General features: G+C 45.4%; 13 protein-coding genes. 3 read left to right on the top strand and 10 right to left on the bottom strand.

All coding sequences use genetic code 11. The features are described from left to right. Nucleotide 1: 1 nt before the first annotated feature. The 8 genes from mraY to GTQ48_RS00980 form a co-directional block, all read right to left on the bottom strand. Nucleotides 2–1,084, bottom strand: coding sequence for a phospho-N-acetylmuramoyl-pentapeptide-transferase (mraY, locus tag GTQ48_RS01015; protein WP_032097461.1), 1,083 nt, complete (start codon nucleotides 1,082–1,084; stop codon nucleotides 2–4). Then, entirely contained in the window at nucleotides 1,078–2,475 is a 1,398-nt protein-coding gene (locus GTQ48_RS01010) for a UDP-N-acetylmuramoyl-tripeptide--D-alanyl-D-alanine ligase (RefSeq protein WP_163104576.1), read from the bottom strand. Before GTQ48_RS01010 ends, mraY begins: the two co-directional genes overlap by 7 nt. Beyond that, nucleotides 2,472–4,049 (bottom strand): UDP-N-acetylmuramoyl-L-alanyl-D-glutamate--2,6-diaminopimelate ligase, encoded by a 1,578-nt coding sequence (locus tag GTQ48_RS01005; protein ID WP_163104574.1) that lies wholly within the window; start codon nucleotides 4,047–4,049, stop codon nucleotides 2,472–2,474. The genes GTQ48_RS01010 and GTQ48_RS01005 overlap by 4 nt, the downstream gene beginning before the upstream one ends. Next, the gene (locus GTQ48_RS01000; RefSeq protein ID WP_163104572.1) at nucleotides 4,039–5,814 is read right to left on the bottom strand and encodes a penicillin-binding transpeptidase domain-containing protein; all 1,776 of its coding nucleotides are present in this window, start codon (nucleotides 5,812–5,814) and stop codon (nucleotides 4,039–4,041) included. The genes GTQ48_RS01005 and GTQ48_RS01000 overlap by 11 nt, the downstream gene beginning before the upstream one ends. Beyond that, complete coding sequence (gene ftsL, locus GTQ48_RS00995; RefSeq protein WP_032097457.1) at nucleotides 5,811–6,140, bottom strand: cell division protein FtsL; 330 nt, start codon at nucleotides 6,138–6,140, stop codon at nucleotides 5,811–5,813. The genes GTQ48_RS01000 and ftsL overlap by 4 nt, the downstream gene beginning before the upstream one ends. Then, nucleotides 6,137–7,093, bottom strand: a complete 957-nt coding sequence (gene rsmH / locus GTQ48_RS00990) for a 16S rRNA (cytosine(1402)-N(4))-methyltransferase RsmH (RefSeq protein ID WP_163104570.1) — start codon at nucleotides 7,091–7,093, stop codon at nucleotides 6,137–6,139. Before rsmH ends, ftsL begins: the two co-directional genes overlap by 4 nt. Next, nucleotides 7,090–7,548, bottom strand: a complete 459-nt coding sequence (gene mraZ / locus GTQ48_RS00985; protein WP_032097455.1) for a division/cell wall cluster transcriptional repressor MraZ — start codon at nucleotides 7,546–7,548, stop codon at nucleotides 7,090–7,092. Before mraZ ends, rsmH begins: the two co-directional genes overlap by 4 nt. Before the next feature lie 390 nt (nucleotides 7,549–7,938). Next, nucleotides 7,939–8,715: a SapC family protein gene (locus tag GTQ48_RS00980; RefSeq protein ID WP_163104568.1), complete on the bottom strand. Its 777-nt coding sequence runs from the start codon at nucleotides 8,713–8,715 to the stop codon at nucleotides 7,939–7,941. A 653-nt stretch (nucleotides 8,716–9,368) separates the two neighbouring features. On the opposite strand from GTQ48_RS00980, the gene GTQ48_RS00975 reads away from it, so the two are divergent. Then, the gene (locus GTQ48_RS00975; protein WP_163104565.1) at nucleotides 9,369–10,655 is read left to right on the top strand and encodes a dipeptidase; all 1,287 of its coding nucleotides are present in this window, start codon (nucleotides 9,369–9,371) and stop codon (nucleotides 10,653–10,655) included. A gap of 275 nt (nucleotides 10,656–10,930) precedes the next feature. Here GTQ48_RS00975 and GTQ48_RS00970 read toward each other — a convergent pair whose 3' ends face one another. Together GTQ48_RS00970 and GTQ48_RS00965 are read right to left on the bottom strand one after the other, a co-directional pair. Beyond that, nucleotides 10,931–12,046 carry an alpha/beta fold hydrolase gene (locus tag GTQ48_RS00970; RefSeq protein ID WP_163104564.1) on the bottom strand — a complete coding sequence of 372 codons (1,116 nt, stop codon included), beginning with the start codon at nucleotides 12,044–12,046 and terminating at the stop codon, nucleotides 10,931–10,933. A gap of 122 nt (nucleotides 12,047–12,168) precedes the next feature. Further along, a complete protein-coding gene (locus GTQ48_RS00965) occupies nucleotides 12,169–12,909 on the bottom strand; it encodes a glutathione peroxidase (RefSeq protein ID WP_163104562.1) in 741 nt (246 codons plus the stop codon). Nucleotides 12,910–13,383: 474 nt separating this feature from the next. On the opposite strand from GTQ48_RS00965, the gene GTQ48_RS00960 reads away from it, so the two are divergent. Then, entirely contained in the window at nucleotides 13,384–14,079 is a 696-nt protein-coding gene (locus GTQ48_RS00960; protein ID WP_032097450.1) for an AAA family ATPase, read from the top strand. Further along, on the top strand, nucleotides 14,039–14,407 hold the full coding sequence (locus tag GTQ48_RS00955) for a replication protein RepA (RefSeq protein WP_163104560.1): 369 nt from the start codon (nucleotides 14,039–14,041) through the stop codon (nucleotides 14,405–14,407). The genes GTQ48_RS00960 and GTQ48_RS00955 overlap by 41 nt, the downstream gene beginning before the upstream one ends. Nucleotides 14,408–14,691: the final 284 nt, after the last annotated feature.

Here is a 14,691-nt window from a genome sequence, read left to right as displayed (position 1 = left end):
CTTATCTCAACTTCAGTGTTGCTAGACCTACTAGCACTAAAATAATGGATATGATCCAGAACCGAACAATAACTCTGGGTTCAGGCCAACCCTTCAATTCATAGTGATGATGAATAGGTGCCATTCTAAAAATACGTTGCCCGCGCAGTTTGTAAGAGCCCACTTGTAAGATTACAGACAGCGTCTCTATAACAAACACACCGCCCATAATGATAAGCACCAGCTCTTGCCTTACTAACACCGCTAACACACCAAGTGTGCCACCTAGGGCTAACGAGCCCACATCGCCCATGAATACTTGAGCTGGATAGGTGTTAAACCACAAAAAGCCGAGTCCGGCACCCACCATAGCGGTGCAGACAATCACCAGTTCACTGGTAAGGGGGATGTGTGGAATATTTAGGTAGGCCGCGAAGTTCGCGTTCCCTGTCACATAGGCAAAAACAGCAAACGCACCGGCAACTAAAATAGTCGGCACAATGGCCAAGCCATCAAGGCCATCGGTTAAGTTCACGGCGTTACTGGTACCCACAATAGCGAAGTAAGTAATAATGATGAAAAATATCCCTAACTGTGGGAATACTTCTTTGAAGAAAGGCACTAGTAGGGATGTTTCTGCACTTAGCGTAGCGCTACTGTAAAGATAAAACGCAACGCCCAACGCAATCACTGATTGCCAAAAGTACTTCCACCTAGCAATAAGACCCTTCGAGTCTTTGCGTATTACTTTTCTGTAGTCATCAACAAAACCAATAATGCCATAAGCCACTACCACGGTAAGCGTCACAAGCACGTATCGGTTTGATAAATCAGCCCACAGTAAACCGCTTATTACGATTGCCGCGAGTATGAGGAGGCCGCCCATTGTAGGCGTTCCAGACTTCGATAAATGACTTTGCGGACCATCGTCGCGCACCGTTTGGCCTATTTGCATGTTTTGCAAATAGCGGATCATTTTAGGACCTATAAGAATAGCAATCAGAAGCGCAGTCAACGTACTTAAGATAGCCCGTAACGTGAGGTACGAGAATACGTTAAACCCTGAATCGAATTGAGTTAGCCAATCGGCCAGCCACATTAACATTTACTTTGCTCCTCATTACTATCGCACTGTCCGAATGAAGAGGCTTCAATAGCCTTAACGACTCGCTCCATTTTTGAACTACGGGATCCTTTTACCAAAACTGAAATATCTTGGTGTGCTGTCACTACGTCGTCTTGTAGCGAGGCGAGTAAACTGTCAAGGTTGTCGAAGTGTCGACCTCCGAATGAGTCACTCGCCAAATGACTTAGGGCACCCATAGTGTAAAGGTAATTAATGCCCTGCTGCTTTGCATACTCACCGACGCGCTGATGGTAATAATCTGACTCATCACCAAGCTCTGCCATATCACCTAAAACGAGTACCTTGGCACCGGAAAATTCGCCCAAGGTGTTAATAGCGGCTTTCACCGAGGCAACGTTGGCGTTGTAAGTATCATCAAGCACCCGTAGCTGCTTGTTAAGCCGCTTAACGTTAAGTCGGCCATCTACTTGATTCATTGCACTGAGCCCTGCGCTTACATCGGCAAGAGTGGCTCCAACATTCAGCGTAAGAGCCGCTGCAAGTAGTGCATTGCCTACGTTGTGAATACCGGGAATAGTTAGCGCAATAGCAATGTGACTGTCTGGTGTATTAAGCGTAAAAGACGCACAGCCGCTGTCTTTTATTTCAATATCTGTGGCAGTGAAGTCTGCTGCATTTTTTTGATCAGGTGAAAACGTCAGGGTTTGCTTACCACTCACTTTGTCCAACCAAAAATCACCAAATTCACTATCGATGTTTACTATGGCAACGCCATTGTTTGCTAAGCCATCGAATATTTCGCTTTTTGCTCGTGCCACACCCTCTACGCTGCCAAACCCCTCAAGGTGTGATGCAGCGGCATTCACAATGGTGGCGACATCAGGCTTTGCTAGTTCAGTGGTATAGGCAATTTCACCTTTGTGGTTTGCACCAAGCTCCATGACGGCAAAGTCATGATGAGGTTCAAGGCGAAGCAAGGTAAGCGGGACGCCAATATCATTGTTGAAATTGCCCTTTGTGGCCAACACACTTCCGCAACCTTGCAATATGGATGCGCACATTTCTTTTACTGTGGTTTTGCCACTGCTGCCTGTTATGGCGATAGTTTTTGGAGCCACAGAAGCTTTTACTGCCGCCCCTAATAACCCTAAGGCTACTTTTGTGTCTGAAACCTGAATAACGGGTAAGGATGTCGTAATATCTTCGCTAGCGATTATCGCTTTTGCACCTGCACGTTGTGCTTGGTTAACAAAATCGTGACCATTAAAATTAGGGCCTTTGAGTGCAAGATAAATAGCCCCTTCGCTAATTGTCCGGGTGTCTGTGCTAACGTTTGAAACGTCGCAATCATTTCCTATTAATGTACCGTTTATTTTCTCGGCTACCCAAGACAGCGTTGTAATTATCATTTGCTGTATTCCTGTTGTAGTCGCGCCACTACTGCACGTTCATCGTAATTTATTTTCGTATCACCAATAATTTGGTAATTTTCGTGGCCTTTACCCGCCACGATGATAATGTCGCCCGCTGCGCTGTGCGCTAAACAGTAACGAATTGCCTTCTCTCTATCGGGGATAGACACCGCAACGTCTGGGTTGTGCAACCCTTTAACAATGTCTTTTGCAATGTCCTCAGGCGCTTCACTTCGACTGTTGTCGGTGGTAATCACTATGCTGTCTGCACCCGTTTCTGCCGCGCGCGCCATCAAAGGACGCTTTCCTTTGTCTCTGTCTCCACCGCAGCCAAATACGCACCATACATTTCCTTCTGTATGCGCCTTGGCGCTGGCAAGCACTTTTTCAAGGGCATCGGGGGTGTGAGCGTAATCCACAACCACATTAGCGTGAGCTTGAAAGGGAAATACTTCCATGCGTCCTTCAACGGGTGTAATTGCGTTGACGGCGCTGACCACCTCGTTAAAGCGCTCTCCCTGCTGTAATAAAGTCGCAATGGCACTCAGTACATTGGCTACATTAAATGCTCCAAATAACGGAAGCGCTATCGAGGCACTCCCCCAAGAGCTTTGGATGTCAAAACGACAGCCGGCTTCGTGATACTCGGCATTTAGCGCAAAACAATATTTGCTAGCGGGCTTCTCCGCACTCGTAGTTAAAGCAGAGCCTTGGTTTTCATACGTACTTACCGAAACTTCGTTGCTAGTTACACCAGTCCACACACGAGTAATATGTTGTGCTGCCGCACTGTCCCAACGCTTACTTTCTTCATCATTTGCATTTAATACAATTGCCGCAAGTCCCGGTTGTTCTAGCAACAAACGTTTAGCCTTTGCGTACTCTTCCATAGAGCCATGATAATCAAGATGATCCCGGGTTAAGTTGGTCAACACCGCAATATCGATTTTAACATGACTCAGACGCCCCTGAACCAGAGCATGAGAACTCGCCTCAAACGCAACGTGCTGCACATCGCTTTGCACAAACTCTGCCAACAAGTACTGCATGCGAATGGCATCAGGCGTGGTATTTGCCGCTGACGTTGTCTGCCACTGGGTATCAGCACCTTCAAACACACTGCTGCCTAAGGTTCCTATACTGGCACTGCGTGTACCTAGCGCGCCTTTAATCTGCGTAAGCAATTGAACTGTCGATGTTTTTCCGTTTGTACCCGTTACCGCAACCGATGTCATTTTTTGTGCAGGGTAGTCGTAAAATGCGCCCGCTAATGTGGATAGCAAATTAGGCAACTGGTAAAGCGAGATGATAACGCTATGGTCACGCATCTCCATGGCGCCATGGGCATCACTGTCGTCAGTTTGCGCCAGAATCACTTTTGCACCTAAGCTAATAGCTTGGGGAATAAATTCACGACCGTCTCTTTCATGGCCTTTTATGGCAACAAACGCTGAGCGCGTGTTAACTTCGCGGCTATCAAGGGTGAGCCCTTCTACGCGTATATCAGGGGCATCTATACCAAACTTTGCGAGTAAGGCTCGAATGCTTTGAGTGAAGGCGTTAGCTACCACTTTCACCTCCCTTCAAAAATCGACTGAACGTAACCTGCTTGTCATCGGGGGTAATATTTAATATGTGAAGTGCCCCACCCATAATGGATGAAAATACAGGGGCAGCGGTATCGCCTGCGTGGTATAGATCGCCACCAGGCTCATTGATAAGCACAACCGTGACTAATCGCGGATCGGAAACAGGGGCAATACCTGCGAAAATATTCACATACTCTTCGCCATAACCACCGGCCACCGCTTTTCGACTTGTGCCCGTTTTGCCCGCAACGCGGTAGCCAGGTACAGCGGCCTTAGTTGCTGTACCGCCACGCTGGGTAACGCTCTCCATCATTTGAACAATGGCTTTTGCATTCTCTTCACTAATCACCCGTTCGGCCTGCCCTTGCCATGCAGGCTGCTCTGGCGACTTCACCATATTAAGTGGCGTTTTAATTCCACCGTTGGCGATAGTGGCGTAAAGCCGTGCTAACTGAGCAGTGGTTACCGAAATACCGTAGCCAAAAGACAGTGTCGCTAATTCAAATTTCGACCACCGGCTTCTTTCATGGAAAATGCCGCTGCTTTCCCCAGACATATTAAGCCCAGTGTCGCTCATCAAGCCAAGATTGTAATAGGTGTCTAATAGGAAGTTTTTGGGTACTGAAAGCCCTAACTTAGACGTTCCCATGTTGCTCGAGTGTTGAATAATTTCTTCAAGGGATAGTTCACCGTAATTGCGAGAGTCTTTGACCAAACTACCGCCAAGCCGCATCCAGCCAGGGCTAGTATCAATAGTATCGTTAGGTTCTACTTCACCGAATTCAAGTGCCGTAAGCACCGCTAGTGGTTTTAATGCAGAGCCTGGCTCAAAGGCATCAGTAATCACGCGGTTACGCATTCTGTGCGGCGCAATGTCACTTCTGTCATTAGGATTAAACGACGGTGCGTTTACCATGGCCAATACATCGCCCGTTTTTACATCAACCACCATGGCCGATGCAGAGCTGGACTGATAATAAATCATGGCTTCTTTAATTTCTTTATACGCCAAAGCCTGAATACGTTGGTCTATAGCAAGCTGAAGATTACCGGCTTTTTCGCCTGCTTTGGTCTCCAGAATTTCTACTTGCCGCCCTTTTGCATCGCGACGGATTTTTCGAGAGCCAGGCGTGCCCGTTAGCCACTCATCAAACATGTGTTCAAGACCTTCAACACCGGTATCATCAACATCCGTGATGCCAATAAGCTGTGCTGATACTTCACCGGTTGGGTAATAACGGCGACTTTCCCTTCTGAGATAAATACCGGGAATATCAAGTTTGTCCACGTATTCGGCCATAGCTGGCGATACTTGGCGCTGCAGATACACGAATCGGCGTTTAGGGTTTGCTACCTTTTCTTTTAGTTCAGTCACGTCCTGACGTAAAACGTCTGCCAGTGCATCCCAGCGGCGCACTTCATCAAAACCGTTGTTTTCATGGATTACTTTTGGATCGGCATATATCGCTCTTACCGGCACGCTGACTGCTAATTCAACCCCGTTTCTGTCGGTAATAATACCGCGGTAGGTGGGCATGTTGCGTGTACGCAGTGTGCGGCTGTCACCCTGTTGAATAAGCTCATCGGGCTCTATCACTTGAATAAACGCGGCGCGGGCTGCAAGTACGCCAAACACAGAAGTAATAACCACAAGCACAACGAGGAATCGCCAGTGCATGAAACTTGGTGTTACGTTTTGTTTTGCGCCTGTCTTCTTGCGCGACCGAGTAGTAGATACCGTGCTCATTTAAGTCTAACCACCACTTCATCATCGGCAGTAGGGCGATACATACCAAGCTGCTTTTCAACTAAGGTTTCGATGCGGTTGTGCTCGGTCAAAGCGCGTTGCTCAAGCACGAGGTTTCGCCACTCAACGTCAAGCTCGTCTTTCTCCTGCATAAGGTCTTCTAATGCAATAACTTGCTGTCTATTGTGGTGACTACTCAAAATCACGGCCATAGCACTTGTAATAACCATCAAATACAACAAAACCCGCAACTTGTTGCGGGTCAAATCTGAGACGATAATCAGTATTAAGTTAAAATTAGTACTGGCTTTATTCGGCGTTGTCATAGCTTTTCGGCCACCCTCAATACTGAGCTACGAGAGCGCACGTTGTTGATGACTTCTTGCTCAGATGGCTTGATAGCTCGACTAAGCGCTTTTAGCACTTTGTCGGCATCAATTTCAGCTTGAGTAATGGGCATGTTGTGAGGAACCGACTTCCCTTTACTCTGATCTTTAATAAAACGTTTAACCAATCTGTCTTCTAATGAGTGAAAAGAAATAACGGCTAATCGACCTTCTTTCGCCAACACCCTCGTCGCTGCTTTTAACCCAACGCGCAGCTGCTCAAGCTCAGCGTTGATATAAATTCGAATGCCTTGGAATGCTCGCGTGGCTGGATGCTTATATTTATCTTTTACCGGTACGGCTTCGTCGATAATTTTCGCTAATTGCGCCGTACGAGTGATAGGCGTTTCCTTGCGCGTATTCACAATGGCATGCGCTATTCGCTTGCCGAACTTCTCTTCACCGAACTCTTTGATAACTTGCGTGATATCTTGCTCTTCTGCGTGCGCCAACCAATCAGCGGCGCTTTGGCCTTTAGAGGTATCCATACGCATATCAAGAGGGCCATCGCGAAGAAAACTGAAACCCCGTTCAGCATCGTCGAGCTGAGGTGATGACACACCTAAGTCCATCAATACACCATCAATTTTCCCCGTCAAACCTAAGGCTTCTATTTCTTCGGCCATATTGCCGAAGGGCGCGTGAATAATACTGAAGCGTTCGTCCTCGGCAAAGCGCTCAGCTGCCTTGATAGCTTGTGGGTCGCGATCAAACGCAATAAGTTTTCCGCCACTACCTAACGCCGCTAAAATGTGCGCAGAATGGCCTCCACGTCCAAAGGTCGCGTCAATATAAGTGCCATTAGGCTTAATAGATAACGCCTCGATACATTCATCAAGCAATACGGAAATATGCTTAAATTCGCCTGTTGATGATGTGTTTTGCGATGTCATAGAGAGAAATCCTGTAGCCGTTCGGTAAGTTCAAATTCGCCTTTGCGTTCGGTGTCTATATCAACCTCAATTTGTTGAGCCCAAACATCGGCATCCCAAATTTCAAATTTGTTTAACTGACCAACTAACATGACTTCTTTGGATAGCTTTGCGTGAGCACGCAAAGGTGTAGGTATAAGAATTCGACCGCTTTTATCCATTTCCCCCTCTGAAGCATGGCCTAATAGCAAGCGCTGCATTCTGCGCTCGGCTGGAACCATACTAGAGAGCTTAATGAGCTTGAGCTCGATTTCTTCCCATTCGGGAAGTGGGTAAAGTAGCAAACAGCTTTGCTGTGTATCGACAGTGCAGACAAGTTGTCCCTCACAATCATCCAGCAGCGACTGACGATACCGCGTAGGTATAGCTAGTCTGCCTTTTGTATCCAGATTAATTGCGTTAGCGCCGCGGAACATTCCCCTAGCCTTTTGTTATTTGCTTTTATTTTTCTTACTTTTTGAGTACTAATCTGCAAAGTGATGATGATTTGATCCACATTTCGCCACATTTACCCACTAGGTGACAGTTTAGGTATCATTGATCCCCACTGTCAAGTATAAAAACAACGCCAAGCCCGCGTATTTACTGGCTTTTGACTGTTTGTATATACAGTACTAAGAGGAAGTGTATGATTAGGCATGTAAAAAAGAGAAAAATATTGGGAAAAGAAATTAAGCCTTTAAAAATTAATCGATGAACTGCAGTAAATAGTGTCGCTAACCGTGGATTTGTGTGAGATACAAAAAGCCCCGCAAAAAAGCGGGGCTTTAAAATACGCTAGGCCGTGTAGCCTATTATTAAATCTATTATTCGCTTGGTGCTTCTTCGCTTGCTTGTTGCTCTTCAGGCTGAACGGCTGAAAGCTGCATGTTGCGAATTGGGTTTTCTGTGTCGTTAGAAAGCTCAACCAAACGGTTTAGTTGACCTACAGACATCATTACCGCGTAGATTGCACCTAAGAAGCCCGCTTTATGTAGCTCAAGTACTTGCTCTTCAGGAAGCTCAAGTAACTTCTTCTCGTTGATGCTCATCATGCCAGTTACGTTGCGTTGCTTACCGTCTTGGTAAGTTAGACGAATTTGGATTTGATCAAGAAGGTCTAGCTCAACCACTTTAGCAACAAAACGCTGTGTTAGCATTTCGCTGTTAGCAAGGTCTGCTAAGAACTTCTGACGACCGTCTAGGAACTCGCTTGGCTCGCCAGCATCAGTGAACAATGCTTGACCTTCACCCGTTGACACTAGGTCACTGTTCTCGTCGATGTATACACCTAGTTTGTCGCCGTCAGGACGAACGTCAAACGGGTAACGAAGAATGTTCATTGGAACATGAGGGCCTTTCCACGAGTCGCCAGTTAAAAACAAGTTTTGACCTTGTTCCATACCTAGCATAGTGACTACGTGGTGACGCTTTGATGTTGGATCTTCGATGAACACTAGAGGCATAGTTGCCGCAAGTTGTGCAAACTCACGAATTGTTGCCGCAGCAAGGTGAGTATTTTTTGCGAAGCTGAAAGATGAATTTACCGCAACCTTCAGGTCTTTATGCTTTTCTTTATCTAGCGGTACAAAATTAATAGCCATATTTATTTCTCATACTTGTTAACGGTGGCCCCTGCTTTTGTTTTGATAAGTGCGGAGCCACAAAAAATGTAGTTTTGCCGTTCAGGTGATATGTCGTCATCACCCATCGGACGAGCGCTAGGGCGTGCTGACCTCTGATGTACAGATTTTGGTCTAAATGGAAGCATTTTGATCGCGAAACAGTCCTGTAGGCCTAGTGAGCTAGATCAAAGGACTGTGACAAAGAGTAAAATGCTTCCATAACGACCCCTTCGGGCAGCGGTCAACACGCCCAGGGATTCTCCCGAAAATAACGCCATGAAGTATCCCGTATTCGCGCAATGAAGTCACGCAGGCTTCACAATAACAAGTTTTAAATTTTTATTGCAATGTAAACTTGAGGTAAATACGCCCGACCGCTTTAAAAATGAGCAATTGAGGTGAAAACCTAGCCCAATAGGCCTAATAGTCGAAAGGCAGGTAGTGAACAGGCCCTAATACCCCCTTTAAAAACTGCGATAATAAGCGATAGAAAAGCAGTCGTTGTAGCCCACCAAAATATGCATTAGGCTCATAGTATCTACTAAGCTTTGGTTTAAAAGCTCTAAGACAAGGGCTTTTATCTACACCTTAAGATCCATAAGTAATGAAAATAACAAATAAGGAATAAAACAATGAAGGGGCGTCTACCAACAACACACTTTGTAAAGAGTAAGTGTGCACTGGCTATCACCGCATTTTTTACCGCCAGCGTATTGTCAGCTAGCGCACTCGCTTTTGTACCATTGTCGCAAGACCAGGCACAGGACAATAGCTCTACAGTTTCTAAATCATACAGTGCTTCAGATAAAGCGGTGAGCATTGCCAAGGAAACCATTATTGTCGATGGCCATATTGATGTTCCCTATCGGGTTAAAAACCAGTGGGTTGATGTGACAAAAGCCACCGACGATGGTGACTTTGACTATCCTCGGGCGGTAAAAGGAGGGTTAAACGCTCCCTTTATGAGTATTTATGTTCCAGCAAGTTTGGATAACTCGCCCGAATCAACCCAACTGGCACATCTGCTTATCGACTCTGTAGAGGCCATTGTGGCGAGAGCGCCCGATAAGTTTGCCATTGCCAAAAGCCCAAGCGACGTAAAAGCACATTTTAAAAAAGGCATTATTTCACTTCCACTTGGAATGGAAAATGGCTCACCTATTCAGGGTAACTTAGATAACCTAAAAGACTTTCACGAGCGCGGCATTCGCTATATAACCCTTGCTCACAGCCAGTCTAATCATATTTCAGATTCATCCTATGACCTGCGTCGACAGTGGAAAGGGCTGAGCCCGTTTGGGAAGCAGTTGGTTAGCGAAATGAACAACATTGGCATTATGCTGGATATTTCTCATGTATCTGATGATGCCTTCTATCAGGTGGTTGAGCTTACTCACGTTCCCGTTATTGCATCACACTCTTCGCTGCGCCGTTTTACTCCAGGGTTTGAGCGCAACATGAACGATGACATGATAAAAAAGCTGGGCGACAATGGTGGCGTGATCATGATTAACTTTGGCTCAAGCTTTGTTTCTAAAGAAGCGGGTCAATGGCGCACTGGACTCACTAACGCGCGAAAAGCGCTGATAAAAGCTGAAGGCGAAGACAGTCCTAAGCTCGAAGATTTTGAAGCACAGTATCGCAAAAAAGTGCCTTATCCATACTCTACCCTTGACGAAGTGTTGGACCATATTGATCACGTAGTTAAGTTAATTGGCGTTGACCACGTAGGCATTGGCTCAGACTATGACGGCGTTGGCGACTCATTACCAATAGGCCTTAAGGACGTGTCGAGTTTTCCAAACTTAGTGCAAGGCCTGTTAGACAGAGACTACAGCCGAGCCGATATTGAGAAGATATTGAGTGGCAATTTACTGCGTGTGTGGCAACAGGTAGAAGACTACGCAGAAACACATTAAAACACGTTTATTAAAGACGGCTGCAACTGTTGCTCACCGAGTCTTATGTAATCTAAAATATTAAAAAAAGGGGCGTTTTCTGTACAGAAAACGCCCCTTTTTTGTCTTTTGCTTGCTGCTATTGTCTATTGAATCATAGTGTGGTCAGCTTGCAATCCACACCTCAGTTTAAAACGGCTTCACTGGCATATGCCTCATAGACGCATACCACTGACGCCCAACGTAACGATTAAACCGAGTATGCTTTACTTAGACTTGCCTTGCTTAAACCTGCCTTACTTAAAGTTAGTCAGGTAATCAACTAACATCAGTTTCATGGTAGGGAACAACGGGTTTGCTTTTGGAATAGCGCATTCTTCCTGTTGATTGACCATGTTTGCATTAAAGTCCATTTTGGCAAGTAGCGCAGCGTTAACGACTAAGTCGGCATGACAAAGCTTGTATGATTCATCAATCACGAAAAAGGTGTTGATACCTTTACTTTGCGCTATCAGGTTTTCAACCCCGTAAATTGGCGTTGTTGAATCCGCCTGAGAGTGAGCAGCAAATACAGGGATGTCTATGTGCTTCTTTGCGCCAGAGCTGTTTTTATCAGAGCTGCTTTTTTCAGCGCTGTTTTTTTCAAAAGTACTGCCATCAAAGCTATCTTCAGCGTTATTGGAAGCATCCATCACGTCGCGAATATCATTAATGATATCCATTAGCTCCAAACCAGCAAAACCAGCCACGTTAGGGTACTTATAAGGATTGGGACCATGAGTCTCGTAAGTGCCATCAACAATCTTGGCGAGGAGTTTAATACCCCAAATTCGAGACATGCCTTCTGCGTTATCAGACAACGCTAACGCCCCCGAAAACAGCATGAGCCCATCAATATTGTTTTCCTTGGTAAGATAGTTATCGACGGCCAACGCCCCACCCGTAGAAAATCCGCCGACTACAAGGGTGTCACCCATAGTGCCCGCTAATGAAATGACATCGTCTACGTGGGCTTGCCAGCGCTCTGCAAGGTCCCAATCCGACATATCGTCATCGGCTTCTCGTAAGCCGTGCCCCGGTAACAGCGGCACTACAACTGAAAAACCTTCCTCAAACAATACTTGTGCTATTGCACGCATGAAAAAAGGAGAGTCGCTTAAACCATGCACGAGCACTGCAACTTTTTCGCTATTTTTGTTGTGCAAAATAAAAGGCGCATTTCCTTCATTTCGCAAAACGTTGCTGCAAACGCCAAACTTATTTAACGCCGTTTCGCGGCACGTTTGTGTCTGTCCCCACTCGCTCTCGTAGAATCCTTTAAAGCGCTCATTGGCTTCTTTAGCCCCAGCTAACATCGACATCAACGACAATATGAGTGCAGAAAGTAGTTTGAAACCTAATTTTGACGACACCTTAAATCTCCACGGAAAAACTCAAAAAAACGGCGGTTAATAAATGACAATAAAAAACGGGGCCATGTTGTCACGACCCCGCTAATTGTTGTTCACATTAGCTTTAGCTTACAACAACCTCTTTAGCTAAAGTAGGCTTCTAAGTCATCAGAACCACCAATGTGCTTACCACCGATAAACACTTGAGGTACGGTTTCTCTTCCGCTAATGGCTGAAAGGCTGGTTAACGTAGCATCTTTCCCTAGCACTAGTTCTTCATAGTCGTACCCTTTTTCGGTAAGAAGTGCTTTAGCTTTCGTACAGAAAGGGCAACCAGGCTTAGTAATGAGTGCAACCGGTGCATTGGTGACTTCTTCAGGTGCAATATAAGACAACATAGTATCGGCATCTGATACTTCAAATGGGTCGCCCGGCACATCTGGTTCGATAAACATTTTATCTACCACACCGTCTTTCACTAGCATAGAATAGCGCCAGCTGCGTTTACCAAAACCTAAGTCAGCTTTGTCTACTAGCATGCCCATTCCATCAGTAAACTCACCGTTTCCATCTGGTATAACGGTAATGTTTTCTGCCTCTTGGTCGGCAGACCACGCATTCATAACAAAGGTGTCATTCACTGACATGCACACAATGTCGTCGATACCGTGCTTGGCGAATTTTTTCGCAAGGGCGTTAAAACGAGGTAGGTGTGTAGATGAGCACGTTGGCGTGAAGGCACCCGGTAAAGAAAACACGACAACGTTCTTTTTAGCAAAGATGTCTTCCGTCGTTTTCGTTACCCACGACTCACCTTCTCTACACTGAAACGTTACGCTTGGTACTTTTTGGCCTTCTTTGGATGTGAAACGACTCTCTGACATATTTCTCTCACTGTTAAAGTTACTATTAAATGGAGGATGCTTATCTTTGCTGCATATATTTTGCTGCGTGCATATTGTTCACTCTACGTGCGTGCAGCGCACACTCTCGGCACATATTGTTTGTGCGCAGATTCGCGACACACATTAAAGGTGCAGTGATTCTGCATCTAAAGCACACGACAAATAAAAACACCGTGTGACAAGACTAGTTTGTGTTAGATCACAAATCAATAGATGCCCTTTATATACTGCGGCATGCTTTATAAACTGCATCGCAGGGCGATTATGCCATAACAACAGTCACTTAATCATTATTAGGTATTTAACTACATTCGTTAATATCGTTTTTGATGCTGAAGATTCACCCAAGTGTTTCTATGCTTTGTGTCATAGGTTACCGACGCCGCACGTTCAATGCGTGGTTCATGTTGGTAGCACAACGATTTATTAAAGGTTTACTTGAGGGTTTGTACCATGATTATTCTAGTCGGTGGTGAAAAAGGCGGAAGCGGTAAAAGTTGCTTAGCCCAGAACATAGCAGTGTATTTGCGTACCGAAAAAGGAGCAAATGTGCTAATGGTCGACTGTGACCCTCAACGAACCACATCGGATTGGATCCAAGAGAGAAAAGCCAACCCGAGACTTGCTGAAATAAATTGCGTTCAGTTATACGGAAAAATACGTAACGAACTTTTGAACCTTCGTCAGTATTACGATTACGTCGTAATAGACTGCGGTGGGCAAGACAACCTTGCACTTCGCTCTTCTATGGCAGTGGCCGATCATATTCTTATTCCTCTTCGCCCTAAACGTAGAGACTTAAAAACCGTTCCTCACATGGAAGATATACTGTCAACGTGTAAGATGGTAAATCCAAAGATGAATGCTGCATTTGTTGTAACGCAGTGCCCTTCTCTACCTAGCCTTGCAGGACGAATTTTAGAAGCGAAAGAAGTGTGCCGTTCTTTTGGTATTCCGGTGCTTAACGCTGTTACCTTCAGCCGCAATATGTATGATGATTCAGAAGAATCAGGACAATCAGTCATAGAGAGCGAGCCAGAGGGTAAAGCGTCGCACGAGATAAGAACTTTGTTTGAAGAGCTATTAGCGGGAAAAGTGGAGGATTCGCATGAGTTTACTCAGCCTCAAAAAGTCGAAGCCGTCAGCTAAAGCCACGCTTCACTCTGTCGATTCGTTTATTGACGATGCGATATCTTACGCAGCGGGTAAGGGATTACAACAAGAAACGCCATTGGAAACGCTGGCAGACTCGAACCAAAAACCAAAAGATACTCGAGTAAAACCGTGTCTGAAAGCGGTTAAGTGTAATGCCACTCAGAAGCAGCAAAAAGGCATGCGCCATGCAACCTTCACGCTTACACCCGAGTGTATTACGCAGCTTTCACTACTCTCACAAGATAGCGGTATGGCGAAATCAGCAATAATAAGAGAATGGATATCAGCTGAATTTTCCAAACGTCAATTTAGAAAGCGCTAATTTATAGAACTACATTGTATAAAGATAATAAAACACTGAGCTTTATTTAGGCTCAGTTCGTTTAATCATTTATACTAAGGTATAACTGCCTTTCTAGACGTTATTGAAAAACCGTTTACGGTCTATGCATGATGGCAGCATATCAGTGCCATCGTGGCGGCTCTCGCTACCTAGCGCTCCGAGAACAAGGAGCGCTCAAAAAAAGAGCCTATAAAGCGACACCTAAAACGCTATATCTAAAAAGCTATCAGCTAAAGAGTTATTATTAAAAATCTTATCACGCA

The sequence above is a fragment of the Alteromonas genovensis genome (genome assembly GCF_010500895.1).
In the GTDB taxonomy this organism is placed as follows: domain Bacteria; phylum Pseudomonadota; class Gammaproteobacteria; order Enterobacterales; family Alteromonadaceae; genus Alteromonas; species Alteromonas genovensis.
Note: the sequence above shows the minus strand (reverse complement) of the source record. Positions and strands in the feature narration are given on the sequence as shown.